Here is a 25908-nt window from a genome sequence, read left to right on the forward strand (position 1 = left end):
GGGGGCGACGCCCGTGACATGGAATCCTGCCTGCTGCAGTCGCAGGGCCATGGGCAGGCCGATGGCCCCGATGCCGACGAACGTGATGTGATCTGTGCTGACGGTCATGGATCCTCCATTGGATCGGTTTGATGTGGGCGTGGGAAATCAGTGGAAGTAGAGCCCGCCATTGATGCTCAGGGTCTGGCCCGTGATGTGTCCGGCGCCTTCGCTGATGAGGAATTCGACGGCGGCAGAGACATCTTCGGGCACAGAGATTCGTCCCAGGGCGGTCGCGGCACCCATCGCCTCGCGGCGTTCGTCATCGAGCGGGCCGCCCATGATGTCGGTGTCGACGGGGCCAGGGGACACGGAGTTCGCGGTGACCCCGTAGGGGCCGAGTTCCAGGGCGACTCCGCGCATGAGGCCGACGATCCCGGCTTTGGCCGCGGCGTAGGCGGTCTTGGAGAATGTTCCACCGCCCTTCTGCGCCGTGACCGAGGACAGGCCGATGATGCGGCCCAAGCCGTTGTTCGCCATGATGCGTCCGAAGGCCTGAGTGACGAGATGGGTCGAGGTGAGGTTGTTCGTCATCACCCGAGCCCACTCCTCGTCGGTGATCTCGAAGTAGGTCGTCGAGGAGGAGACTCCGGCGAAGTTCGCCAGCGCAACGATCTGGGGCAGGCCCGCTTCGAAGGCGGCCGCCGCCTCTGCGATCTCCGCTGATCGAGTCACGTCCACGCCCATGCCGAGGGCGGCCACTCCATATTCTTCGGTGATCTCTGCGGCAAGTTCCTGGGTTTCGTCGGTGCGGCGGGCAATGAGTCCGAGGTTCCAGCCGGTCCGTGCCAAGCGGTGCGCGGTATGGCGGCCGATTCCGTTGACGCTGCCGACACCGGTGAGAACCGCGGTGCGTTCGGCAGGGAAAGCCGGTCCCAGGGAGATCGATGACTGGGAGCCAGGAGAAGAGGGTGTCATGAGCCTGTCGTGCCTTTCGTTGATGGGGCGGTGGGAAGGAGCCCTGCGAGGTAGGTTCTGTTCTCCGCGCAGACGCCGAGGCTGTCGCCCCCGTACTGTTCCATGAGGAAGGGGCCGTTGAAGCCGAGCTCCACGGCGCGAGTGACCATTGCGCGGTAGTTGATGAGTCCGTTGCGCATCGTCGTCGGATGGGACGTGAACCAGGAGCCATCAGCGGCCTCGTCGCGCTGGTAGTTCTTCATGTGCCAGTAGTTCGCGTAGGGCAGTGTCAGTTCGTGCATCTCCTGCCAGTCATCGATGGGGCGGTGCAGGCGGATGAGATTGCCGATGTCGGGATTGAGGCCGACGTTGTCGAGTCCGATCTCCTCAATGAGACGGACAGCGGATTCGGCGGTACCCAGGTACGTGTCCTCGTACATCTCCAAGGACATCGGCAGGCCCACCTCGGCGGCGTGCTGGCCCAATTCCCGCAGTCGTCGGACGGCCAGGGCGCGGACCTCGGGGTCAGCGGGGTCGGTCCAGCCTTTCGCCGTCCAGAACCACAGGGCCTCGCGTTGGGCCTGGGAGAAGGGCTGATGGAGTCCGGTGGAGAAGACCTGACAGCCGAGTTCTGCGGCCGCATCAATCGTTCGATGCGCGTAGTCGAGGTTGGCCTCCCCCTGGTCGGGGTCGATGATCGACTGGCGTTGGACATGGATGGAGGTGAGCTCGACCCCCGCCGAGGCGGCAAGATCTTTGAGGAGTCCGCGACGTTCAGGTGAGAGATCGGCGGGACGGATATGACTGTCGGCGATCTCGAGGGCCGTGAACCCGAGACCCGTCAGAGTCGAGAAGATTCCGGCCCACGTCTGCGGGGCAGCCTCCTGGAGCGGCAGGCCGTTGGAATCGGTGGGGGAGAAGCCGTGCATGCAGCAGGCGATGGTGTGATGGGTGGGGCTCATGGGTCCTCGTGGTTCTCTTGGGTGGGAGTTTGAGGGTCTTCGACGAGTGCACGGTGAGCGACCATCCTGATGTGGTGGCGCATGGCCGCCTCGGGTGCAGTCGGGTCCGGTGAGGCGAAGGCCTCGATGATGGCGCGATGTTCGGCCAGAGCTTCGTCGACGTCGGTGATGCCGTGGGGCAGGGCCTGTCGCAGGCGGTGGACCTGTGCCCCCAGGTCCTGCGACATCTTGACGAGGTAGCGGTTGCCGCAGTGCTCGAGGATCTTGTCGTGGAAGTCCCGGTCGCGGGCGAAGTATTCCTGGGCTGCGCTCACCTGGATCCGGCGCGCCTCTTCGGGACGCTCTGTCGCCTCGTTGCCCTGCTCCGCCGTCTCCCGCACCCGGTCACCGGCCTTCTGATGTTCGGTGTGGGCGGCTGCCAATGCTCTGAGCAGTTCGTCATCGGCCGGTGTGGCCAGTCGTGTCGCCGCGGTTTCCACCGTTTCTCGGGCGATGAAGAGTTCTTGCAGCTGTCCGCGTTCCAGAGGAGGTGAGACGCGGTAGCCGCGCAGGGCCTCGCGGACGACGAGGCCGGTGCGTTCGAGGTCGACGAGTGCTTCACGCACGGGGGTGGGAGAGACATTGAGCTGTCTGGCCAATCCGTCGATGGACACTCTTTCGCCTGGGGAGATCTCTCCGGTGAGAAGGATTTCGAGGATGTGTTCGTAGACGAGGTCGCGGAGTCCGCGACGTTCGATGTCTGCGCGGGGGATCGGAGGCTGTGCATTCATGATTTCAGCATAATGACATCGGCGAGTTCATCGAGGATCCTCGGCACTGAATCGGGATCATGGGCGAAGCGGCCGAGGAAGAGACCGTCGACGCTGGGGCCGAGGCGGGTGAGGAGGCCGGGTCCCGCGCTTCCACCGTAGATGAGGCGGAAGTCGAGACTGGGAAAGTGGGTGCGAGTGCGGGCACGCACCGCTTCGCAGACGGCGATGATGTAATCCGGGGCGGCTGGCTGCTGCGCACCGATCGCCCACATCGGCTCATAGGCGATGACGACGCCGCTCTGGGGTGGCAGGTCACCAGCCGTTGTGGGCAGGGCCGAGCGGATCTGGGCGGTCACCTCGGCGGCGGCAGATTCCGGTGTACCGGCGGATTTCTCTCCCACACACAGGACTGGGAACAATCGGTGGCGCAGTGCGGCGGCGATCTTCGCGCGGACGATGTCATCGGTCTCATGGAAGTGGCGACGACGTTCGGCATGACCCACTTCGACGTAGCGGCAGCCGAGTTCGGCAAGTACCGCTCCGGAGACTTCCCCGGTCCATGCACCGGCATCCTCGGCGGACAGGTTCTGGGCTCCGATCTGCAGCGGCCCGGGTACGTCGAGACAAGCGGGGATCGACGGAAACTGGGGGAGGAGGGCCAGTCCTGCCGCCCCCGACGTTACTGCCGGGTGGGCGTGCGTGAGTTCGGTGACCCTGTGGGCCCAGTCCACTGTCTGCACGTGGGACATGTACATCTTCAGGCTGATACCGATGAGCCGGTCCGGAAGAGCGGGTGACGGTGGCGAAGAGCGTGCGAGCGAGGAGGTGTCAGGCATGGATCAGCGGGACTCGTAGGCGCTGATCTGTGCCACTTTGTCATTTGAGGCGCTCGCCGGATCGAAGGTGTAGCCGATCCATTCCCGGGCCAGACGACGGGCGAGTTCGAGGCCGATGACGCGTTGGCCCATGCAGAGGATCTGGGCATCGTTGGACAGGACCGAGCGTTCGACGCTGAACGAGTCGTGTGCGGTGGCGGCTCGGATGCCCTTGACCTTGTTCGCTGCGATCGCGACACCGAGCCCGGTGCCGCAGATGAGTATCGCGCGATCGGCGTCACCTCGGGCGACCATCTCAGCTGCGGTGGTCGCGATGGAGGGATAGAAGGTGTGCGACTCGGAGTCGACTCCGACGTCGACCACCGAGGTGATGCGTGCGTCATCTCCGAGGTCGGACTTGATGATCTCTTTGTAGTCGAATCCCGCATCGTCGGATCCGACGACCACTCGCAGGGTCATGATCGCGCTGCCTTTCGCTCGGTGGGTGTAGGTAGGGGTGTGTCGGAGGTGAACTGTTCAGCGATCGCCGAGGCGATCATCGCCAGGGAGATCGCGCCGGGATCCGGCGTGCCCACACTGCGATCACCGTGGGAGCGGGCCCGGCCGCGCATCGCGACGAGGTCTGCAGTGGATTGGGCCGCCTGAGTCGCTGCGTGCGCGGCACACGTGGTCGCCCGGGCGAGAACCAGCGGCGAGGAGTCGTCGCCCGAGGAGCTGACGGTACGGGAGAACTCGGTGGCGAAGGGGACGAGTGCATCGAGAAGTGTCTTCTCGCCGACCTCGACTCCGCCGAACATGCGAACTTCATCGACTGCGGCATCGATGGCAGCAGCCATCGAAGTGGGAGTTGGGCGGGAGTCGCCAGCGAACCCTGCCGCAAGTGTGCCGATGATCCGTCCCCAAATCGCTCCGGAGGTGCCTCCGCCGACGTCGGCCCAGGCTTCACCGGCTGAGGCCAGCACCGCCTCGGCACCGTGGCCGGCGGCCGTTGCGTCAGCTGCGGCGCGTGCTGCCGCCTTCGATCCGCGCTGCATTCCGATTCCGTGGTCGCCGTCTCCGGCAACGCTGTCCAGGCGACCGAGTTCTCCGGCAGCGTCATCGAGGACTGCGGCGATTCGAGTGAAGGCGGCGGAGGCTTCTCTGCCCAGCTGCTGTGAAGCTGCCGAGGCGGCAGCCGGTGCTGCGGTGTTCACCTGTTCCTGTGGGAGCTCCTGTCCGGCGAGGCCTGTCGGCAGATGCGCGGTCCCGAGTTCGCCGCGGGTGAACGCGGCCGATGAGCAGGGAGCGTTCCACAGCGGTTCGAGTTCATCGTCAAGCCACAGGAGAGTCAGTGAGAGGCCGGCCATGTCGAAGCTCGTGCAGAATTCTCCGACCTCCGGATCGACGAGCTCGTAGCCGGCGGTGCGCAGCAGGGGGTCGATGAGCCCGTAGAGAAGGTAGAGCTCTTCGTATTTGACCGTTCCCAGGCCATTGAGGATGGGAACAACTCGCTTCGACTGATCGGGTGCCTCGGCGAGGAGTCGTGAGACGAGAAGCTCGGCCAGCTGGATTGCGCTGGGGAGGGGGACCTCGTCGATTCCCGGTTCTCCATGGATACCCAACCCGATGGCCATCTGCCCGTCTGGCACTGTGAACAGAGGCTCATCGGCCCCGGGAAGGGTGCAGCCGGAGAACGCGACCCCGATCGATCGGGTGTGATCGTTCGCCGATGACGCCAATCGTTCGACTTCGGCGATATCGAGGCCCGCCTCGGCGGCAGCCCCGGCGACCTTGAAGACGACGAGGTCACCGGCGATGCCGCGACGTTTCTCGATCTCTCCGCTGGGGGCGCTGAAGATGTCGTCGGTGACGACGACGGTGCGCGCATCGATGCCTTCGGCCCGCAGCTGTTCCTGGGCCTGGTCGAAGTTGAGGACGTCTCCGGCGTAGTTGCCGTAACTGAAGAGGACGCCCCGGCCCTGGTCACAGGCGCGGGCCACGGACATGATCTGCTTCGTCGACGGCGAGGCGAAGACGTTGCCCATGGCGGTGCCGTGGGCCAGTCCCGGGCCGACGAGTCCAGAGAAGGCAGGGAAGTGGCCGCTGCCGCCTCCGATGACGAGCGAGACCGTCGGCTCATCTGCTGCGGTGGAGCGCACGACTCCGCCGTTGACGGCTCGCACCCAACGGGACGAGGCGAGCGCAAAACCTCGCGACATGTCGGAGACGAAGTCATTCGGGTCATTGAATAATCGGGTCACGAGTTCCCCTTCGAACTGATTCCTATTTCATAGATCCTATAGGATTTGCCCGAATTCGACCAGAGGGTTGCGGAAAGTTGGAGGTGGCGGGTTCTTCGCCCCAGTTGCTCGTGAACTCAATCTCCTCCCTCAGGTAGGAAGAAGGACGTGGCGTCGAACACATAGAGTGGAGAACTGATAAAGCAACGATGCTTGACCCTGATGAGCAGAAAGCTGCGGAGAGCACCGTCACCTCGGCGTGATCTCTCGCCCTGAATCGGACCGCCGGAGGAGCTTGGTAATGAGTGAGACGTTTGACCAACCCAGACAGAATGTGAATATTCGCAAGAGCGAAACGATCACCTTTTGGCAGGGTGTCTCAATCATCGTCGGCGCGAATATCGGTGCGGGAATTCTCAGCCTTCCGTACGGGGCGAAGAACGGCGGGTTCTTCGCTCTTCTTGTGGCGCTCCTGGTGGCAGGCTTCTTGACCACAGCCTCGATGCTCTACGTGGCGGAGATTGCCCTGCGCACGAAAGAACCTCTGCAGCTGTCAGGGCTGGCAGAGAAGTATCTTGGGCAGGCCGGATCCTGGCTGATCTTCGCCGGTGTCGTGATCAACGGTTTGGGTGCGCTCATCGCCTATACCTCGGGCAGCGGCAATGTTCTCGCCGACCTTCTGGGGATACCGGTAACCGTCGGCAGCTTCCTGTTCTTCATCCCGGGTCTCGTTGTCGTGTGGTTCGGGCTCAAGGCGACGGGGCGATCTGAGCAGGGGCTGTCGATCGCGATGATAGCGCTGATCCTCTTCTTGTGTGCCTGGACGTTCATCGGGCCGGGGATCCACCTCGAGCATCTGACATATGTGCACCCCTTCTTCATCATTCCGATCGTGAACCTGGCGGTGTTCTCGTTCATCGCTCAGTACACTGTTCCGGAATTGGCGCGTGGCTTGGCTGAGACGAATCCGCAGGGTCTTCCACGAGCAGTCATCGTCGGCATGGGGATCACAGGATTCCTTCTGGCGATCGTCCCATTGGCGGCACTGGGAATGCTGGGACCAGACAGCATCACCGAAGTGGTCACAATCGGGTGGGGCCAGAGTCTGGGGCAGGTTGCCTATGTGCTCTCAAACGTCTTCGCTCTGTTGGCGATGATGACGTCATTCTGGGCAATCGCCCTGACCTTGATGACGAACATCTTCGACCGTTTCAAATGGCCGGCGGAGAACGCCAACGAGTACCGCATCGCCGCATTGGCTCTTGTCGCAATCCCACCGTTTCTGGTCGGTGTATTCCATCTCACCGGATTCGTTGCGGCGCTTGGTTATGCGGGAGGGTTCGCCGGAGCCATCATGTCCGTAGTTCCCGTGCTCATGTTGCATCGTGCACGCAGATTCGGTGACCAGGAACCCGCATGGACAGCCGGGTGGATCGCACATCCGCTGATACAGGCGCTGCTCATCATCGTCTTCGGTTTGGCATTCATCTACTCACTGTTGAATGCGGTCGGTCTGATTCCCGATGGGTGGGCCTGATGCTGAGGATTCCAAACACAGAATCATCGTCGGCGTTATCGGGCATCAACAATGTGGTGGCAACGGTTGCGACTGGCCAATCCTTTGTTCTGGAGACATTTGACTGCTACGCAGGACAGATCGATTCGGAGCGGGTTCTGCGGCCGGATGTCGACATGGCCAAGTTCAATCGGGCCACAGGCCCTGTCGCGGTTGAAGGAGTTCAGGCCGGCGACTGGATCTTGATCAAAATCGAACGTGTGAGTGTCGGTCGATGGGGCGTCATGGCTCTGTCCCCGGGGTTGGGCATTCTGGGCGACAAGATCGAACAGGCCAGCTCACGGATCGTGCCAGTTGATGATGGGCGGGCATGGATCACGGACACACTGGCGGTGGAGATTTCACCAATGGTCGGCGTCCTCGGAGTCGCGCCTCGGGTCGGAGAGATCAATACCGAGTTGCCTGGAGTCCACGGTGGCAATCTCGATACTCGTACGTTGAGGCCCGGCAGCGGGCTTCTGCTTCAGGCGCAGCATGACGGGGGCCTTGTGTCTGCCGGTGATCTGCATGCAGCACAAGGTGATGGAGAACTCGGCGGAACTGGCATCGAGATCTCGGGGGAGATCCAACTGAGCATCCGTAAAGTCGACCACGAAGGACATCTGCCTGTGGTGATCCATTCTGCAGGAATGAGTGTGCTCTCCAGTGCAGAGGACATACACGAAGCCGTTCGGACGGGTTTCGAAGAAGCGGTTGACCTCATGCGGCTGTGGCATGAACTGGGATGGGATGATGCCTATCGTTTGACCAGCATTGTCTCCAACGCCGAAATCAGCCAACTGGTCAATCCACTTCACACTGCACGCATCACCATTCCGTCGGAGTGGTGCCCAATGGAATTCGGGTGAGTAGAACGGACAGCCAGGAATGACGAGCATTGCGGTGCTGATTGTCGAAGACCACCCCATCGTCAGCCTTGGTCTGACTACCGTTGTTTCGGCCCAAGAAGATATGAGTGTTGCCGGACAAGCCGCCCGGACTGAAGAAGTCTTCGAGCAGTTGTCGACGCTAGCGGTTGATCTCGTGATTATTCCCCTTCGCTTCGAAGGAGAGAACAAGGGGCTCGAGATCTGCCGTGAGATCAAGGCGATGCCACGGGCGACGAAGGTGCTGATGTACACCTCGTTCACGTCTCCGAGCGAGGCAACTCTCGCATTTCTATCCGGTGCCGACAGCTTTCTTACGAAGAATCAATCCCAAGCAAGCCTGCTGGAGACCATCAGATCGACAGCGGTGGGCAAAAAGGTGTGGATCACTGGACTGGATTCTGATACCACAGCGCGTGACCTCGATGACCGGATCAATTCGTCATTGCTCACCAAACGTGAATCGGAAGTTGTCGGATTCGTGTTGCAGCGATTCAGCAATGCCGAGATAGCTCGCGAACTCTATATCAGCGTCACTACGGTGAAGTCTCACGTATCCAATGCGTTTCAGAAGTTGGGTCTGCGCAATAGGCGTGAGCTCTTTGCACATGAGGATGACTCTTAGCGGGATTCCTTCACGGGTTGTTGGCGGAAGGGCCGTCCCACAACCGACCACGGTACGCCAGAACGCATCCCGCGACAGGTCCCAGTGTCGCGGGATGCTTGTCTGAGGTTCAGGCGCCTTCGATGTGCAGCCCCAGTGAGCTCGACCCGGAGTGCCTCACTTCCAATGTGCCGCCGAACGTTTCCGCATACTGTCACGGAACTGGCCGGTCGACTTCTCCAGCAGTTCCCCGGTGCCCCAATCGAGAACGACCCCGTGTTTCCGGACGACGTCGTGAACGGTGATGTCTCCGTTGCGATAACAGTGGGCCACCTCGGCAGGGTCGGCATCGAGCCAAGACGCGCGTTCGGAACGGATCTGCGCACGCATCTTCGTCGTCGCGGCCTCGTCGACCTCGTATTCATCGAGTTCAGCATCGATCTCGGTGATGACGACGCCGTAGTCCTTGCCAGCTCGGTCGATGGAGACGTAGCCGTCGATGACGTCCTCGAGCACCTCGGCACTGGGGCGTTCGAGCGGATCCCCGAACCCGCCGCCACCGGCGCTCGGCCTCTCGAACGTGTCGCCAGGGCTGATAGAGACGTTCGAGAACGTTGCGCCCAGGTATTTCGAATCGTCCGAAGAGGGATTGAGCCATACACCGTGCGGGATCGATGGGAGCCCGCCGTTGATGCCCCAAGTCGTGGAGCGACCGCGGTCGCAGCAGTAACTCATCACAGCACCGGCAGCATCAGTGAGGATCCCGCCCTTGTTGACGCCGCAGCCGCCGCGGAACCTTCCAGGTCCACCTGAGTCCATGTTGATCGAATGCTGTGTGGTGATGACGGGTGTCAGGCGTTCCTGCCCTTCGACCGGTTGCACCGCGAGCCCGGTACCAAACACCGGCGAGGTCGCCGATGAGCCGTCTTTCGTGGATCGTCCTCCCCAGCCGCCTGCCATCCAGTCGTACCACATGAAATACGGCTTCGATTTTGTTCGCCCATCATGGCCTCCCACCAGGAGATATTCGAGGTTGAAGGCACAAGCCATGGCCCTTTCAGGCATGATATGGGACCAAAGTTCGAAGATAGCGTTCATCACCTTCTCATAGGGGCCCGAACAGAATCCGGTCACCGCGTGCGGCCAACCAGCGTTGACGACGGTGCCCTCCTCGCCGATTTCTGCCGTGACGGCCTCATAGAACCCGGAATTGAGTGGGACGTCGGGGAAGAAGGTCTTCGTTCCGGCGTAGATTGCCGAATAGGTGGTTCCGTATCCGGAGTTGAGGAAGATTGAGACCGCATCGGCGGCTCCGGTCAGGTCGTAGTGGATGCCTTCGCCATCAAGGGTGAGCTTGACGCGAATCGGTATAAGCCCCTCCCCTTTGGCAGGGTCGCCATCGAGGTAGTCGACCGTCTCCCATTCTCCGCGTGGAAGGTCGCCGAGGCTGGCGAGCACAGTCCGGCAGACGTAGTCCTGCGTTTCCTGCATGGCATCGAGAACTGTGTCCTTCGAGTACTTGTCCACAAGACGGAGCACTTCGCGTTCGCACACCGCAGTGGCCTCGGCCTGGGCGTTGAGATCGCCGAGTGCCTGATCAGGAGCCCGAGTATTCGATACGAGCAGCTGCGCCACATCATGGAGGAACCGGCCTTTGCGCCACACTCGCAGGGGAGTGATTCGCAATCCCTCCCCGAAGTGTTCACTGGCAGAGACGTCGAAGGAGCCAGGCACCGACCCGCCGATGTCGGCCCAATGCCCCTTGTTCTGAGCGAACCCGATGATCTCTTCCTCGGCGAAGATGGGGCGGATGAAGCTGACATCGTTGAAGTGGGTGCCGCCCCGATAGGGGTCATTGATGAGGAAGACGTCGCCCGGGTTGATGTCGTCGCCGAATTCCTCCATCACTGCCTTGCACTGGAAATGAAGGGTGCCGACGTGCACCGCGATATCCGCGCTGCCCTGCATCACTGTGTTGCCGTATCTGTCGCACAGAGCAGAGGAGAAATCGCGCGAGTAGATGACGAAGGAGTAGCAGGTGCGCAGAATCTGCTCGCTCATCAGGTCGACGCTGGTGGCGAAGGCGTTCTTGAGTACCTCGAAGGTGACCGGGTCGAGAGTGGTTGCGGTTTTCGCAGAAGCGATCGTGGTCATTGTTCTCTCCTCATTTCACTGACTGCGGCGAATCGGCCGCAGTCGCAGCTAGGGCAGGTTCGCTGGTGGCGGAGTCCACCGCGATGCGAATGTTGAACCATTCGTCAATCACAGCGGAGGAGTCCGGTGGGATGACTGTCGTCGAATCGATCTGATTGAGGATCGCCGGCCCGATGAATGCGGCGCCGGAAGGCAGATTCTCGCGCTGATAGACGGGAGTGGAATGCCACTTGCCTTCGAAGTACACCTCGCGAACCTCGAGCGGCTCACCTGGATCACCCGTGCCGATGGGCGATGGGCGGAAGCTCGGCTTGGGAGTCTTGCCCAACGCCTTGAGATGGAGTTGGTAGATCTCGACGGGAGTTTCGTCCTGCCGGAACGCATACTGTTTCTCGTGCTCTTCGTGGAAAAGCTGCACAGCCTCCCGCAGAGCGTTGGGTCCATCACCCATCTTGACCTGCAAGGACCGCCATTGTCCCTGGTAGCGCATGGAGATGCCGCGCTCGAATACACCGTCGGATTCGGCGACTTTCTCGTGCCGCAGCCGTTCCTGGCCCTCGAGCTCGAGTTCTTTGAAATGCTGTTCCACGGCCTCAGAATCTGCCGAATCGGCGGCTCCGGTGAACATCTGGGAGAGATCGTGCTGAATATCGACCAAGAGACATCCCAGCGCGGAGGTGACACCCGGATTCGGTGGCACGACGACCGTGGGAATGTTCAGCTCTTTCGCAACATCCACCCCGTGCAGTGCCCCGGCGCCCCCGAAGGCAATGAGGGCGAAGTCGCGAGGGTCGAGTCCGCGCCTGATGGAGACGAGCCGGACAGCGTCGGCCATATTGGCGTTGGCCACCTTGATGATCGAATCCGCCGCAGCATCGACTCCTAGATTGAGGGGGCTGGCGACCTTCGCCTCGATCGCATCTTTGGCGCAAGCTCTGTCCAGGGTCATTTCGCCATCGGCCAAGTCGGTGCCCAGGCGTCCCATCCACAGATGTGCGTCGGTGTTCGTCGGTTCGGCACCACCTCGGCGATAGCAGGCCGGTCCGGGATCTGCTCCGGCAGATTGCGGACCATTGCGCAATGATCCAGCGATGTCGATGTGGGCTAGCGAACCACCACCCGCACCGATTGTGAGGACCTCGATGCTGGGGAAGACGATCGGGTGCCCGTACTCGACCTCCCAGTCGTTGGTCACTCGCAGCTCGCCTTCGGCGACGAGTGAGATGTCGGTCGAGGTTCCGCCCATGTCGAGGCCGACGGCATTGGCGTAGCCGCACTGTTCGGCCACGTGCTGAGCGGCGATGGCTCCGGCGGCGATGCCGGAGGCAGCCAAGCGCACGGGGAATCGTTTGACCATTTCGGAGGTCATCGATCCGCCACCTGAGTGGAGGAGGAGCAGCTCTCCGGAATAGCCGTCCTTGGTGAGGTTGCTGTCGAGTTCTTCGACGTATCCGGAGACCAGGGGGCCGAGCACCGCATTGGCGACCGTGGTGTTGAAGCGGTTGTGCTCGAAGATCTCCGGCAGGATCTCCGCCGAAGTGGAGATGTTCGCGCCAGGAAGCTCCTCGGTGAGAATCTCCCTCATACGGACCTCGTGCGCGGCGTTGGCGTAGGAGTTGATGAAGCAGATTGCCACGGTGTCGACACCGCGCTTCTTCAGCAGGCGCCCGACCCGGCGGGCTTCATCCTCGTCGAGAGTGGTGACGACATTGCCCGCATAGTCGATGCGCTCGGGGACTTCGAAGCGGTCGCGGCGCCGAATGTAGGGGCCGGACACATCGGAATAGGCATCCCACAGGTCATCTTTCGTGCCGTCGCGGATTTCAATGACATCGCGAAAGCCCGTGGTTGTCACCATTGCAGCTTTGGGGAATTTACGAGTGATGAGAGCGTTCGTGGCAACGGTGGTTCCATGAGAGAAAAGCTCGACGTCGCCGAGGTTGATGTTGGCTCTTCTGACTCCGTTGAGAACAGCTTGCATGGGATTGTCTGGGGTGGACGGTACTTTCGTCACCCGCATGGACTGGGAGGATTCGTCGAATATGCAGATATCGGTGAAGGTGCCGCCAACGTCGACGGCGACTCGCAGATCGGCCACGGGATCTCCTTTGATTGTGATCTGCATAACATCATGGGCTGGTCGAAGTCGCCGGGTCAATGGAGGAATCGAAGGATAGATCCGCTGATATTGTGGAAAACACAAAAGCGATGCAACGGGGCTGGTGAACTGACCGTCGGTGCAGAGAGGCGAGGAGAAGCGATGGCGAGATCACGGGAGTGGGTCTTCGGCGAGCTGTTGGCGTCACTTGGCACTGCGGACCCTCTGGAATCGGTGCTTCGGCGAGCGGCGAAAATCTGCAGGGGTTCGGGCCTGGTCGTCAATGAACTCGGCGAAGTCACCCGGTCGGTCGGGTCGGCTCCCAGCCGCCTCATCTCGGATTGGGTTCTCTCCGCGGATCTGGCCGATACCGCGCAGACTCAGATCGGCCGGTGGATTGTGCGGGCGCGTGCGGTACGGATCAGGCAGCGCGACCATGTGATTGTCATTGCCGTTCACGAGGAGTTCGAGGCCGGTGGGGCTGCTCGTGAGTCGGGCCGCCCTGGCAGCGGCGCTGGAGCCGATGTGGCACTCGTCTTCGACACAATGACGAAGATCCTGCAGGCATTCGAAGGCTTCGAATCATTCTCGATCAGCACGCGCCGAGAAGAATCCGCGCGATTGATGCGCGACCTTGAGGCGGGGGTGTCACCCGGTAATGAACCCGCACGGTGGAGGTCACTGGAGAAGTTCGGATTCGCACCTTATCAGCCCGTGCGCATCGTGCGGGCAAGGGCGGACACAGGAACATCGAGCGCTGCTCAGCAATCTCCGACCTTGACGCAGGGGATCGTCGCCAGTGACACCGGCTACACCACCTCCGCGGTCGAACATACCGCGCTATGTGCCGAGGACTTCGCTGTCGAGGACTACTTCGCCGTGGAAATCATCGGCGCTGGGGTCTCCGAGCCGTTCACTGCGCTCAGCCAAGTCCCTGAGATGTTGAGATCGGCAGATGTGGCGCTTGGGGCCGCAGGCCCTGGGGAGTTCGTCTATGTCGACTCCATGCGCCCGGTGGTCTGGGCGGCGGCGCGGATGAGTTCGCGCTTCGATCAGCTCATCGTCCAGCGCTACCTCGACAGGATCTCCCGCAATCCTGATTCCTGGATGACCCTGACCACATACATCGACTGCGGTGCGAACGTCGCCGAGGCGGCTCGTCGTCTGCAGGTCCACGAGAACACTGTTCGGTACCGGTTGACTCAGATCGAAGGCATTCTCGGATCTCGACTCGGGGACCCGAGAGTCATGGCCGATGTCGTCATCGCGCTGGAGTGTCGGCGGCTGGGTGCGGGTGAGTGAGCGGTCACCGGTGCGGGCGGTGGGCCAGGACCCTCTCCAGCGCGCGATCGGATAGGTTCGACAACTACTCCTTCTACGACGAGTCCGACGGAATGCACCTCGTTGATCACTATCTTGCGATGTCGGATGACATTGAGGTTCTCTTCGGGCCGTGGATCGTCCGGCAGAAATTGGATCATTTCTGGGTAGTGAACGTTGCCATCCACCAGAAGAATAGTCAGGTGTGGGGTTCAACCTTGGATGACCTCATCATCGATATCGTTCCCACGACAACGCCGGCTCTTGAAGCCGCGGTTTACGATCTCAGCTATCTGGAAGACGGAGGTGGACGGTCTCATTGAGCACAACTGGATTCGTCAGATCCTCAAGAACTTCGTGCAGGCCCACGGGCTGTGAACGTCGAGGTGAAGCGTCTACTGACGTAGTCTGAGACTATGCCCCGTCACCTCCTCACCAGCACCCCTCCGAAGCCGACCCCAGACTCGATCCAGTCCCCAGCCGACACAGACCCCAGTGCAGGCAAAACCCACACCACCCGCGTCCCCGCGCGCCGCTCACTCATCGCACTCTTCGCCGTCCTCCTCGTCGCATGGGTGGCCATCGCGGGAGTCGGCGGGCCTTACTTCGGCAAAATCTCCGAGGTGGCCACGAACGATCGCTCCTCGTTCCTGCCTGAATCGGCTGAGTCGACGAAGGCCCAGGCGCTCATCGATGAGTTCAGCGACCTGGACTATGTTCCGGCCATCGTCGTGCTCGAGAACAAGGACGGGGTCAGCGACAGCGACCGTCGCGATCTCGCGGACCTGACCGCGACGCTCGAGGACAAGGAGCTGCTCGCAGCCGATGCCTCACCGATCATCCCCTCCGAGGACGGTGATGCCCTTGAGCTCATCCTCCCGGTCTCCACGGACACCACGGCCGACGACGTTGAGCAGATCCGCTCGACCATCGCTGGGACCTTCCCGATCGCAGCTGCAGCAGCTGGCGTCAACGGTGAGACCACCGACGCCACCACCTCGGCGGATGTCTACGTCACCGGTCCCGGAGGTTTCTCAGCCGATCTCTCTGAGGCGTTCGCCGGCATCGACGGCATCCTTCTGCTCGTCGCGCTGATCGCGGTCTTCGTCATCCTCATCATCGTCTACCGCTCACCGCTGCTTCCGGTCATCGTGCTCTTCACCTCGGTGGCGGCGCTCTCAGCCTCGATCTTCGTCATCTGGCACCTCGCCGATGCCGGGGTCCTCCTCATCAACGGCCAGGTTCAGGGCATTCTCTTCATCCTCGTCGTCGGCGCGACCACCGACTACTCCCTCCTCGTCGTCGCCCGTTTCCGCGATGCGCTGCTGACCGAACGTGATCGCGTGAGGGCCGGACTCAAGGCGATCAAAGGCGTCCTCGAGCCGATCGCAGCGTCGGGTGGCACGGTCATCGCCGGACTCCTCGTCCTCCTGCTCACCGACCTGGCCTCGACCCGAGCCCTGGGCCCCGTGGCGGCTATCGGCATCGTCGTGGCGATGTGTGCGGCGCTCACATTCCTGCCTGCTGCCCTCATCGTCATCGGCCGCGCCGTCTTCTGGCCCTTCCTCCCGAAGGTCCGCACGGAGACGACCGCTGCACCGAAGAAGGGTCTGTGGAACCGCATCGCCGAGGTGGTCGCCCGGCGTCCGCGCACAATCTGGATCTGTCTCGTCGTCCTCCTCGCCCTGCCGCTGCTGGCCTTCCCGCAGTTCAAGGCCTCCGGAGTGGCGCAGAGCGACTTCGTTCTCGGCGAGTCCGAAGCTCGCGACGGCCAGGACGTCCTGGCCGAGCATTTCCCCGGTGGCTCAGGTTCGCCGACACAGATCGTCGTGGCGGAGGACCAGCTCAAGGATGCGGCGAAAGCCGTCAGCAGCCTCGGCGGGGTTGAGTCGATGACTGTCGTCGCCAACGACTCCCCGAGCGGGACCGTTGCCATCGACGACGAGGGAGCTCTCCAGGCACCACGTGGCGGGGGAGGTCCCGAGGGTGCGGGTGCGCCGCCGGCATCCCCACCGGCACCCACTGAGGTCGACGGTCAGGTTCTGCTCGAGGTCACCCTGTCTGATCCTGCCGATTCCCTCGCGGCCGAGGACACCGTCACCTCGATCCGTGACGCCGTCCATGATGTGGACTCCGAGGCGCTGGTGGGCGGGGAGACGGCGGTCGACCTCGACACGAACACCACCGCCGAGGCGGACCGGGCCCTGGCGATCCCGCTCATCCTTCTCGTCATCACCGTCATCCTCATCCTGCTGCTGAGGTCGCTGCTGGCCCCTCTGCTGCTCGTGGCGCTGACCGTCCTGTCCTTCGGCACGGCGCTCGGGGTCTCCGCTCTGGTGTTCAACCACATCATCGGCTTCTCCGGGGCTGACCCATCGGTGCCGCTATACGCGTTCGTGTTCCTTGTGGCGCTGGGCATCGACTACAACATCTTCCTCATGTCCCGCGTGCGCGAGGAATCGTTGCGCGTGGGCACTCGCAAGGGCGTGCTGTCCGGGCTCGTGGCCACCGGTGGGGTGATCACCTCGGCGGGGATCGTCCTCGCGGCGACGTTCGCCGCTCTCGCGGTCATCCCGGTGATGTTCCTGTTCCAACTGGCCTTCATCGTCACCTTCGGCGTCCTCCTCGACGCCATCCTCGTACGCTCACTCGTCGTCCCGGCCCTCGTCCACGACATCGGCCGAAGTGTATGGTGGCCGTGGCGCAAGCGGATTCCCGTCGACTGAGCGCAGGGATGGGCAAAGCCGTCGCGAAAGTGCACAATGGAAGTGATGCCGATCGAGGAGGCTGGAGCATGTCTGAAACAGTGCAGGATGCCACCGGTGCCAGGGTGAGCGTTGAACTCGACGAAGAAGCCTCGGCGTTTGTGGTCACGGTCGATACCGGAGCAGTGGCAGGAAGAGCCCACTACCTCCCCGGTCCCGGACCAGGTGCCGAAGCCGGTGCTGGACCCGAGTGGATCATGTATCACACGGAAGTCGGTGAGGAGTTCGCAGGACGGGGCCTGGCGAAGATCCTCGTCTCCCACGCGCTCAAGGACAGCAGCGACAGAGGCATCAGGGTAGTGCCGGTCTGCCCGCTGTTCGCCAAACGTCTGAAAGAGCACGGCAACGACTTCCTCGCCATCGGCGGCCGATTCCGCTGGGCCACCGAAGACGACGTGGAGTTCGTGAAGCACCACGTCTGAAACGCCGTCGACAGGCCGTGTCGGCCCAGAGGTGCGGGGTGTCAGCGAATCCTGCGCCGAGGTGGTCTCACTCGGTTGCGTCGAACGGTCGCGTTCCGTCGCCTAAGTCGGGTTCCGGCAGCTTCCTGCCCGGGTCGATGAGGCCGACACTGTGCCCATCGAGTACGAGACGGCGCATGCCTTCGAGAGCCATACGCCGGCCGACATCGGTGAAGTCGTCGACGCGACTGGTGTCGAAGATGACGGTCGCGGTCGACGGCTGGTGAGAATCGAGGCTGTCGAGGAGTCCTTCGGCGCCGACGAAATTGACAACGCCCTGCAGCTCGACGATCGTCAGGTCGCCGTCATCGCGAACCCCTCGCAGTGCGCGAGAGCCGAACGCCTCCGTTTCCATGAGATGCAGCCCCATATCCGCTGACAGGCGGCGGAACACCTTCACACCCCGGACGCTGTTGCCGTGATCGTCGAGGCGAGGTGAGAAGGACCCGATCCCGACCTGCCCCGGCAGCGCGCCGAGGAGACCGCCGGCGACGCCGCTCTTGGCCGGAATGCCGACATCGTTGAACCATGACCCTGCCGCGTCATACATTCCGGCCGCAGCCATGACGGACAACGTGCGCCGGGACGCATGGCGGTCGATGATTCGCTGCCCGGACACGGGGTGGACTCCTCCGGCAGCGAGTGTTGCCGCCATCATCGCTATATCGCGCACATTGACAGTGATCGAACACTGGGCCGTGTACCCGGCCACAACGTCATGCGGATCATCGTCGATGATGCCGTAGCTGCGCAGCATATGAGCGATCGACAGGTTCCGGTCGGCCGTGGCCAATTCGGATTCGCGAATGGACTCGTCGATCGACAGCCTGCGTCCCGCCAGCTGCGAGAAGAAGCCGAGGGCGCGCTCCACCCTCTCCTCGATGGATGCTCCGGGCCCTACGAGGAGGCTGTGAGCCGTGATCGCACCGGCATTGATCATCGGATTGCGGGGACGGTGGGAACCTGTCTCCAGAGACAGTTCGTTGAATGCCTCTCCGGAAGGATCGACTCCGACATGATCGGCGACGATGTCCTCTCCGCGATCGGCCAGCGCCGCCGCATAGGCGAAGGGCTTCGACATCGATTGGATGGAGAACTCGACATCGCAGTCGCCGGCGGTATAGGAGCGCCCGTCGACTGTTGTGATCGCGACCGCGAACAGCTCAGCATCGGCGGTCTTGAGGCTAGGAATGTAGTCCGCGACGGCACCGCCGTCCTCAGAGCGAAGACTGTCGAGAATCTCGGTCAGATAGTCAGGGATCGGTGTTCGCATGGGTGCCCTTCTCGAAGAGTGCGATCGTCAAGCGGTCAGCGCCGACAACCCTGGACATGTCCATCCAACTATGGAATTGTTGTCAATGCAACAAGTTGTGCGTATGCACCAGGCCGGACCACGAGTTCGACCCCGATCCCTGAGGAGTTGCCGATATGACCGACGCTCGTTCCAAGACTCAACCCGAACCGGTCCGCGATCCATCCACTGACCGCCTGCTGACTCCCCAGAACTGTGTGGTCGCGCTCATCGACTACCAGCCGGAGCAGTACGGAACTGTGCGCTCGGCAACCAAGGAACGCATCGACCTCAACGTCCTCGCCGTGTGCAAAGCGGCCATGAAGTATGAAGTCCCGGTCATCCTGTCGACTGTCGGCGTTGATCTGGGGGTCAATAAGTCCACTGCCGAGGCGATCAGAGCCGAGCTGCCCGGAGTCGAGGAGATCGACCGGACTGGCGTCAATGCCTGGGAAGACGAAGACTTCCGACAGGCGGTCGAAGACACCGGCCGGAAGAAGGTCGTCATGGCCGGCCTGTGGACGGAAGTCTGCTTGACCTTCCCCACGCTGGACATGCTCGCTGAAGGCTTCGAGGTCTATCCCGTCGCCGATGCCGTGGGCGGAATCAGCAGCGACTCCCACCACTGGGCCCTCGAACGCATGATCTCCGCGGGTGCATCGCCGCTCACCGCGATCTCCTTCGCCTCCGAACTCATGCGCAATTGGGCCCGAGAGGACTCCGATAATCTGCGCGAGATCATGAACTGGTACTTCCCGCTGAAGAACGAACTCGACAAGGCCGGGAAATAGGAAACGACCCATGGATCTGGCCGGCTGTGGGCCCATCACCGTGTGGCGACGGATGCTTGAGAAGCACGCAGACCTCGTCGACACTCTGGAGGCCAAGCTCCGCGCCGATCACGGCCTCACGGCCACCGAGTTCGACGTCCTCATCAATATCCCGTCGACGACCACGATCCGCCACCGCGAACTTCTGCACCAGATTGTGCTCAGCCGCAGTGCGCTCTCACGACTGCTGGGTCGCTTGGAGACACGTGGACTCGTCACCCAGACCTCAGATTCGACCGACCAACGCGGAGTCTGTGTGGAACTGACACCCGATGGACTGCGATTGAAACGCGAATCTGCACGCACCAACGCAGACATCGTCCGAACCGCCTTCGCTGGTTTGACGGAAGAGAATCTCAGCGTCCTCCTCGATTTGGTCGATCAGATCCAACCGAGTCCAGCAGAACCGAGCGAACCACGATGACCGCCGAGGTGGGTCGGCAGTGAGAAGGAGACACCAATGAGCAACGTCGAAGCCCAACCTGACCAAGTGGTCTGCCGGGCCGGTGGCCTGCCCGGACCGCAATGTGATGAGCGAGGCCGCTCGCCGGTCGAGATCATCCCATCTCGAGACGTGCCCCTCGGCGGGCCCCGGGCGATGACCGTGCGCCGGACCCTGCCCCAGAGGCAGCGTTCGCTCATCGGCCCGTGGTGCTTCGTCGACCACTACGGTCCCAATGATGTTTCAGGCTCAGCGGGTATGGACGTCGCACCGCACCCACATACCGGTCTGCAGACCGTGAGTTGGCTCTTCGAAGGAGCGGTCCAGCACATCGATTCCGGCGGACATGCCGGCCTGGTGCTGCCCGGGGAAGTGAACCTCATGACCGCAGGGCGCGGCATCTGCCACTCGGAGGTGTCGACGGAAGACACGTCGAATCTCCACGGGGTCCAACTGTGGTTGGCCCTGCCTGATCACACCCGCCACCAGGAAGCACGCGAGTTCGAGCACTTCGCACCCGAGGTCACGAGCTTCGACGGAGGCGAGTTCCTCGTCTTCCTCGGCCAGCTGTGGGGTTCGGCCTCACCCGTGAGCACCCATTCGCCGCTTCTTGGCGCGGAGATCCGTCTGGATCCCGGCGCAAGCGTCGACCTGCCCGTCGATGAGACCTTCGAACACGGTGTCCTCGTCGACGCCGGCGACATCACCCTCGAGAACGTTCCGCTGCCGGTCAACTCCATCGGATACACCGGCGTCGGCCTGAAGGAGATGCGCATCAGCAACCGCGCAGACACCACGGCACGGGTCGTCCTCCTCGGCGGTGAGCCGTTCCCCGAGCAGATCGTCATGTGGTGGAACTTCGTGGGCCGCACCCACGAGGAGATCAGCCGGTTCCGGCAGGAATGGCAAGACGAGGGTGATCGGTTCGGAGAGGTCGAGGGCTACGTCGGCCAGGGCGGGCCAGGATCCAACGCCGAGGGCCTCGGACGCCTCCCCGCGCCGAGGCTGCCCGACGTGACCATCAAAGCGCGCAGAAATCCGCCGCCGCAGGTTCAGGGCGGGCCCGAGAGCAGCTGAGCACACCTCAGCGATTGTGAGTTCACCATAGTGATGAGAGCAGAGGAGAAAGCAATGAGCGAAGCACTCAAGGATTCCACGGGCGCAGACGTGCATGTGGAACTCGATGATCAGGGACAGTCCTACGTCATCACAGTCGACGGCGGTGAGGTCGCCGGTCACGCCTACTTCCTTCCCGGGCCGGAGGCCGAGACTGAACGGATCTTCTACCACACGGTCGTCGATGAGGCCTTCGGCGGTCGGGGCCTGTCGAAGGTTCTCGTCGCACAGGCCCTGGCCGACTCCCGGGAGAAGAGCATCACCGTGGTGCCGGTCTGCCCGCTGTTCGTGAAGAAGCTCAATGACACCGGAGACGACTATCAAACTGAAGGCGGTCGATTCCGCAAGGCAACCGGTGCGGATATCGACATCGTCAAGAGGCACGCTGAATGAACGCCAATCGCCCGTATGTGGACAAGACCCACCCAGAGGTCTACAAGGCCCTGGCGCAGACCGCCACCGCATCCCGCAAAGCCGCTCGGGCGGCCGGGCTAGGCGACGGTCTCATCGAACTCATCAACATGAGGGTCTCTCAGATCAACGGCTGCCGGACCTGTTTGAGTATCCACGCCCCGGCCGCACGGAAGGCCGGTATCGATCAGCTCAAGCTCGACGTGCTGCCCAGCTGGCGTGAGGCCGAGATCTTTGATGACAGCGAGAAATCCGCACTGCTCATCGCCGAGACGCTGACCGTCCTCGACAAGAGCGCTGATCGTGACGATATCGCCGCCGAGGCGGGACAGCATCTGAGCACCGATCAGATTTCCGCCATCGAATGGACAGTGACGCTGATCAACGCGTTCAACAGAATCTCGATCGCGAGCAATCACCCGGTCGTCGGCGCGGAAGCAGTGTGATCACATGGGCCACAGAATGATCCCGGACGTCGACTTCCGCTCGGACACGGTGACCCGGCCCAGCGAGGGAATGCGCAAGGCCATGGCCGACGCCGAGGTGGGCGACGCAGTCTATGACGAAGACCCGACGACCAACCGGTTGGAGGCGATGACCGCCGAAATCCTCGGCAAGGAAGCGGGACTGTTCTTCCCGTCGGCAACTCAGGCCAACCTCGCCGGGATCATGGCCCACTGCGGACGCGGCGATGAGTACATCGTCGGTCAGACCGCACACGCCTACCGCGACGAAGGCGGGGGAGCAGCAGTCCTGGGATCGATCCAGCCCCAACCCCTGCCCAACGAACCCGAGGGCATCATCGATCTCGACGCGATCACCTCGGCGATCAAGCCCGATGATTTTCACAATCCGGTCACCCGACTGCTGACCTTGGAGAACACCTTCAACGGTCGTCCCCTGCCCGAGGGCTACGTCGCGGAGGCGACCGAGCTGGCGCGCAGCCACGGCTTGTCGACCCACCTCGACGGGGCGCGAATGATGAACGCAGCCGTGGCCACGGACAACAGGCCATCATCCGTCGCGGGAGACTTCGACTCGGCCACTCTGTGTCTGTCGAAGGGCCTCGGCGCACCCGTCGGTGCTGTCTTCGCCGGCCCCAGAGATCTTGTTCATCGAGCCAAACGCATCCGCAAGCTGCTCGGCGGCGGAATGCGCCAGACCGGGGTGCTCGCTGCAGCCGGCATCTATGCGCTCGAGAACAACGTGAACCGTCTGCGTGAGGATCACGATCGGGCAGATCGTCTCTCCGAGGTGTTCAAGGACTTTCCCGAACTCGGTGCCGGTGAGGCGCGGACCAATATGGTCTTCCTCTCCCCAGACGGCGTCGACATGCCCGCCTTCGCAGCCTTCCTCGCCGAACGCGGCATCATCACCGGTGCCGGACACGGAAGGCCGCGGTGGGTCACGCACCTGGACATCGACGATGAAGCGATCGAGTCAGTGCGGCGGGCGTGCAAGGAGTACTTCGGGCGGTAGTCTCTTCGTCGGCTCAGCCGTTCCGCGGTCCGGCAAAGGTGCGGCGGCTGATGACGATGGTGAACGTGAGCCCGAGTGCCACGAGGCCGGTCATCGCGAACAGCAGAGTCCACTGGTCGTTGTCGCCGAGAGTGCCTCCGACCGATGTGCCCAGTGCACTGCCGGCGAACAGGCATCCTGCGAAGAGCGCGACGACGGTTCCGCGCGCCCGCGGGAGGACAGACGTGGCCCAGGTCTGCAGCGAGGAATGCTGGAAGGACCAGGTTGCTCCGAGCAGGAGTGCGGCGATGATGACTGTCAGCGTGGACAGATGAACGGTGAGGACGGCGAATCCGATCACGGTCGCCGCGCCGCCGATGACCATGAGCCGGGGCATGCTCAGCCTGCGACTGAGCACCTTGACCATGCGGCTGGTGAGGATGACGCCGACCCCATAGGCCGCAGTGGCAAGACCTGCGATTGCCGCGCCGACTCCCTGAGATTGCAGTGCTGGTGCGAGCAGGGTCAGAACGCCGAGGACCACAGCGCCTTCCACGAACGCCAGACTGATGACGATGAGGACCCAGCGGTTGGTCACCGCCGCCTGAAGGGTCGAGATGACTCCGATCCGCTCCTCGCGGGCGGGTTCGCGCAGTCGCCGAAGACCGAAGACACAGCCCACGGCCAGAACCGCGGGAATGGCGAAGACGATTCGCCAATCGGCGAAGTGCGCGAGGACCCCGGCCAGCGCTGTGGCACTGGCAGTTCCGAGGGCGATCGCGGCCATGAGATCGGTCAGCGCCGGCTGCCGATGAGCCTCGGCGACGGTGTCCCCGACATAGGTCATGGACGTGGGAACGATTGCTCCGTAGAACGCACCCGATAAGGCGCGAGCGATGACGAGGATCGTCAGGGTCGGCGCGAAGGTCGCCACCACTCCTGCCGCCGCCGCGGCAATCAGAGTCGCTTTCATCAGAGGGATGCGCCCGATGCGATCGGAGAGCACTCCCCAGACGGGTTGGCTGATGCCATAGGCCAGAAAATAGGAGCTGGCGATCGTCAGTGCCTGAGTCAGAGTCGCTCCCAGATCGGCCGCGACGAGAACGATCAGAGGACTGATCGCGAAACGATCGAAGCTGCTGACGAACGCGGCTAAGGAGACGGGCACCGGAGGCCGCGTCGGGCCTGGTGGGACAGCGACAGTACTCACGCTGGACTACTGTACTCCGAGCGGGGCAGAAGTCTGACGGCGATCTCAGTGACCGTGGTTGAGTGCTCCTGGCCCAGTGGTTTCCCGGGTGGTGAGACCAGACCGTGGGAATCTCGAGGATCGGCCATACTCACCTGAGCAGACGACACCCGGGCGAACGACGCCAGCGCCGTCGTCGACGAACGCCTGTGAAGGAGCCGCACCCCACTCATGTCCGCCGAAACGACACCGCAGACAAAGGGCGCCACCACCTCGGCGCCGGCAACATTGACCGGACGGCTGCGGCTGATCGGACCGGGCATCGTCCTGGCCCTGGCCAGCGTCGGAGCCTCGGACATGATCACGACGATGAACTCCGGGGCCGAGTACGGGCTCGCGCTCATTTGGGTCTTCACCGTCGGCATCCTCCTCAAATTCGTCCTTTCCGAGGCGGTCTCCCGCCTGCAGATGAGCGGTGACCGATCGCTGCTGTCCCACCTGACCTCATTCGGCGGGCGTCTCTTCCCAGCTCTGTTCCTCATCGCCGAGCTGCTCGTCGGTCTCTTCTTCGGTGCGGGCGTCATCGCCGTGACGACGAACATCCTGCAGGCGCTCTTTCCGGTACTGCCGTTCTGGCCGACGGCGGTCGTCGTCCTGCTCTCCGCTGCGGTCCTCGTCGGCATCGGACGCTACGGTCTGGTTGAGAAGGCGATGATCGGCTTCGGCATCATCATGTTCTTCGGCATTCTTGCCCTCGCGATCTCCGTGTTCCAGGGCCAGAGTGCCCAGGAGGTCGCTGCAGAGACCATTGCCCCGACCTTCCCGAACGGGTCGATCATCACCGTCATGTCGCTCATCGGCGGCGTGGGCGGTGCGACGGGAATCCTCGCCTACTCGTACTGGATCCGTGAGAAGTCCTGGCGTGACGCCCAGTGGAAACCGGTCGTGCGCATCGACCTGTTCATTAGCTACGGACTGGTGTTCGTTTTCGCCGTAGCCATGAGCGCCGTGGGTGCCTTCATCCTCTACGGGCAGGGTTTCACGATCGCCGACAACGGCTCGCTCTTCGCCATCGCCGACAGCCTGGTCACCCGCATCGGTGAACCGGGTCGCATCATCTTCCTCATCAGCTTCCTCGCAGTGGTCTACACGAGCGTGCTCGGCGGATTCTCCGGCATCGCCTATGTCACCGCCGACTGCATCCGGGTGCTGCGCCGCTTCCCGCATCAGGACAAGCCTGAGTTCGAGATGTCGGCGAAGTCCGTCGAGTTCCGTGGCGCAATCGTCTACCTGTCCGTCGCCACATTGATCATCATGGGCCTGGGCAAACCGGTCACCCTGGTGCTCATCTACGCCGCGATCAGCGCCTTCATCCTGCCGGTGCTCGCGATTGCCCTTCTTGTCATCCTCAATCGAACTTCGGTGCCGGCGGCACTCCGGAATCGCCGACTGTCGAATGTGCTCCTGAGTGTGTGCTTCCTGCTCTTCGGCGCCCTAGCGGTGCTGCAGGTTAAGGAGTCAGTGATGGGGCTTCTGGGGTAGGCGCCCATATTTGCCGTCTGACCAGGGATTACACCGGGAAATACGTGCGACTACGCTACTTTTCGCGGAACTCTTACGCT

General features: G+C 62.7%; 24 protein-coding genes. 14 read left to right on the forward strand and 10 right to left on the reverse strand.

Annotation, left to right across the window (positions count from 1 at the left end):
• Nucleotides 1-147: 147 nt before the first annotated feature.
• The 6 genes from ACE03M_RS17210 to ACE03M_RS17235 are packed head-to-tail and all read right to left on the reverse strand — an operon-like array spanning nucleotide 148 to nucleotide 5726.
• On the reverse strand, nucleotides 148-957 hold the full coding sequence (locus tag ACE03M_RS17210; RefSeq protein ID WP_485935271.1) for an SDR family NAD(P)-dependent oxidoreductase: 810 nt from the start codon (nucleotides 955-957) through the stop codon (nucleotides 148-150).
• Nucleotides 954-1898: a sugar phosphate isomerase/epimerase family protein gene (locus ACE03M_RS17215; RefSeq protein WP_485935272.1), complete on the reverse strand. Its 945-nt coding sequence runs from the start codon at nucleotides 1896-1898 to the stop codon at nucleotides 954-956. The genes ACE03M_RS17210 and ACE03M_RS17215 overlap by 4 nt, the downstream gene beginning before the upstream one ends.
• A complete protein-coding gene (locus ACE03M_RS17220; protein ID WP_485935273.1) occupies nucleotides 1895-2668 on the reverse strand; it encodes a GntR family transcriptional regulator in 774 nt (257 codons plus the stop codon). The genes ACE03M_RS17215 and ACE03M_RS17220 overlap by 4 nt, the downstream gene beginning before the upstream one ends.
• On the reverse strand, nucleotides 2665-3486 hold the full coding sequence (locus ACE03M_RS17225) for a triose-phosphate isomerase family protein (protein ID WP_143924082.1): 822 nt from the start codon (nucleotides 3484-3486) through the stop codon (nucleotides 2665-2667). Before ACE03M_RS17225 ends, ACE03M_RS17220 begins: the two co-directional genes overlap by 4 nt.
• A gap of 3 nt (nucleotides 3487-3489) precedes the next feature.
• A complete protein-coding gene (locus ACE03M_RS17230) occupies nucleotides 3490-3945 on the reverse strand; it encodes a ribose-5-phosphate isomerase (protein ID WP_143924083.1) in 456 nt (151 codons plus the stop codon).
• Complete coding sequence (locus ACE03M_RS17235) at nucleotides 3942-5726, reverse strand: dihydroxyacetone kinase family protein (protein ID WP_485935274.1); 1785 nt, start codon at nucleotides 5724-5726, stop codon at nucleotides 3942-3944. Before ACE03M_RS17235 ends, ACE03M_RS17230 begins: the two co-directional genes overlap by 4 nt.
• Before the next feature lie 280 nt (nucleotides 5727-6006).
• Between ACE03M_RS17235 and ACE03M_RS17240 the strand changes: the two genes are divergently transcribed.
• The 3 genes from ACE03M_RS17240 to ACE03M_RS17250 are packed head-to-tail and all read left to right on the forward strand — an operon-like array spanning nucleotide 6007 to nucleotide 8772.
• Entirely contained in the window at nucleotides 6007-7242 is a 1236-nt protein-coding gene (locus ACE03M_RS17240) for an aromatic amino acid transport family protein (RefSeq protein ID WP_485935275.1), read from the forward strand.
• Nucleotides 7134-8129 carry an acetamidase/formamidase family protein gene (locus tag ACE03M_RS17245; RefSeq protein WP_485935276.1) on the forward strand — a complete coding sequence of 332 codons (996 nt, stop codon included), beginning with the start codon at nucleotides 7134-7136 and terminating at the stop codon, nucleotides 8127-8129. The genes ACE03M_RS17240 and ACE03M_RS17245 overlap by 109 nt, the downstream gene beginning before the upstream one ends.
• 19 nt (nucleotides 8130-8148) lie before the next feature.
• The gene (locus ACE03M_RS17250) at nucleotides 8149-8772 is read left to right on the forward strand and encodes a response regulator (RefSeq protein ID WP_143924087.1); all 624 of its coding nucleotides are present in this window, start codon (nucleotides 8149-8151) and stop codon (nucleotides 8770-8772) included.
• A gap of 156 nt (nucleotides 8773-8928) precedes the next feature.
• Here ACE03M_RS17250 and ACE03M_RS17255 read toward each other — a convergent pair whose 3' ends face one another.
• Both ACE03M_RS17255 and ACE03M_RS17260 read right to left on the reverse strand, forming a co-directional pair.
• Nucleotides 8929-10905, reverse strand: a complete 1977-nt coding sequence (locus ACE03M_RS17255; RefSeq protein ID WP_485935277.1) for a hydantoinase B/oxoprolinase family protein — start codon at nucleotides 10903-10905, stop codon at nucleotides 8929-8931.
• Nucleotides 10906-10915: 10 nt separating this feature from the next.
• On the reverse strand, nucleotides 10916-13003 hold the full coding sequence (locus ACE03M_RS17260; RefSeq protein ID WP_485935278.1) for a hydantoinase/oxoprolinase family protein: 2088 nt from the start codon (nucleotides 13001-13003) through the stop codon (nucleotides 10916-10918).
• Between the two features lie 162 nt (nucleotides 13004-13165).
• Between ACE03M_RS17260 and ACE03M_RS17265 the strand changes: the two genes are divergently transcribed.
• The 4 genes from ACE03M_RS17265 to ACE03M_RS17280 all read left to right on the forward strand — a co-directional run bounded on the left by ACE03M_RS17265 (nucleotide 13166) and on the right by ACE03M_RS17280 (nucleotide 17510).
• Nucleotides 13166-14305 carry a PucR family transcriptional regulator gene (locus ACE03M_RS17265; protein WP_186293205.1) on the forward strand — a complete coding sequence of 380 codons (1140 nt, stop codon included), beginning with the start codon at nucleotides 13166-13168 and terminating at the stop codon, nucleotides 14303-14305.
• Nucleotides 14306-14424: 119 nt separating this feature from the next.
• Nucleotides 14425-14646: a hypothetical protein gene (locus tag ACE03M_RS17270; RefSeq protein ID WP_485935279.1), complete on the forward strand. Its 222-nt coding sequence runs from the start codon at nucleotides 14425-14427 to the stop codon at nucleotides 14644-14646.
• Nucleotides 14647-14739: 93 nt separating this feature from the next.
• A complete protein-coding gene (locus ACE03M_RS17275; RefSeq protein WP_485935280.1) occupies nucleotides 14740-17049 on the forward strand; it encodes an MMPL family transporter in 2310 nt (769 codons plus the stop codon).
• Nucleotides 17050-17117: 68 nt separating this feature from the next.
• Nucleotides 17118-17510: a GNAT family N-acetyltransferase gene (locus tag ACE03M_RS17280; protein WP_485935281.1), complete on the forward strand. Its 393-nt coding sequence runs from the start codon at nucleotides 17118-17120 to the stop codon at nucleotides 17508-17510.
• A 67-nt stretch (nucleotides 17511-17577) separates the two neighbouring features.
• Here ACE03M_RS17280 and ACE03M_RS17285 read toward each other — a convergent pair whose 3' ends face one another.
• Complete coding sequence (locus tag ACE03M_RS17285) at nucleotides 17578-18822, reverse strand: glutaminase (RefSeq protein ID WP_485935282.1); 1245 nt, start codon at nucleotides 18820-18822, stop codon at nucleotides 17578-17580.
• Between the two features lie 155 nt (nucleotides 18823-18977).
• Here ACE03M_RS17285 and ACE03M_RS17290 point away from each other — a divergent pair, with 155 nt between their 5' ends.
• Genes ACE03M_RS17290 through ltaE form a run of 6 tightly spaced genes read left to right on the forward strand, consistent with a single transcriptional unit; the run spans nucleotide 18978 to nucleotide 23118 of the window.
• Nucleotides 18978-19631, forward strand: a complete 654-nt coding sequence (locus tag ACE03M_RS17290) for an isochorismatase family protein (RefSeq protein WP_143924094.1) — start codon at nucleotides 18978-18980, stop codon at nucleotides 19629-19631.
• Between the two features lie 10 nt (nucleotides 19632-19641).
• Nucleotides 19642-20094 (forward strand): MarR family winged helix-turn-helix transcriptional regulator, encoded by a 453-nt coding sequence (locus ACE03M_RS17295; RefSeq protein WP_485935283.1) that lies wholly within the window; start codon nucleotides 19642-19644, stop codon nucleotides 20092-20094.
• 36 nt (nucleotides 20095-20130) lie between these two features.
• Nucleotides 20131-21189 carry a pirin family protein gene (locus ACE03M_RS17300; RefSeq protein ID WP_143924096.1) on the forward strand — a complete coding sequence of 353 codons (1059 nt, stop codon included), beginning with the start codon at nucleotides 20131-20133 and terminating at the stop codon, nucleotides 21187-21189.
• A gap of 54 nt (nucleotides 21190-21243) precedes the next feature.
• On the forward strand, nucleotides 21244-21621 hold the full coding sequence (locus tag ACE03M_RS17305; protein WP_485935284.1) for a GNAT family N-acetyltransferase: 378 nt from the start codon (nucleotides 21244-21246) through the stop codon (nucleotides 21619-21621).
• Entirely contained in the window at nucleotides 21618-22085 is a 468-nt protein-coding gene (locus ACE03M_RS17310) for a carboxymuconolactone decarboxylase family protein (protein ID WP_485935285.1), read from the forward strand. Before ACE03M_RS17305 ends, ACE03M_RS17310 begins: the two co-directional genes overlap by 4 nt.
• A gap of 4 nt (nucleotides 22086-22089) precedes the next feature.
• A complete protein-coding gene (gene ltaE / locus ACE03M_RS17315; RefSeq protein WP_485935286.1) occupies nucleotides 22090-23118 on the forward strand; it encodes a low-specificity L-threonine aldolase in 1029 nt (342 codons plus the stop codon).
• Nucleotides 23119-23131: 13 nt separating this feature from the next.
• Here ltaE and ACE03M_RS17320 read toward each other — a convergent pair whose 3' ends face one another.
• Nucleotides 23132-24307 (reverse strand): MFS transporter, encoded by a 1176-nt coding sequence (locus tag ACE03M_RS17320; RefSeq protein WP_485935287.1) that lies wholly within the window; start codon nucleotides 24305-24307, stop codon nucleotides 23132-23134.
• 210 nt (nucleotides 24308-24517) lie between these two features.
• On the opposite strand from ACE03M_RS17320, the gene ACE03M_RS17325 reads away from it, so the two are divergent.
• Nucleotides 24518-25828, forward strand: a complete 1311-nt coding sequence (locus tag ACE03M_RS17325; protein ID WP_485935288.1) for an Nramp family divalent metal transporter — start codon at nucleotides 24518-24520, stop codon at nucleotides 25826-25828.
• Nucleotides 25829-25908 lie beyond the last annotated feature (80 nt).

Source organism: Brevibacterium sp. AGC70, assembly GCF_057334195.1.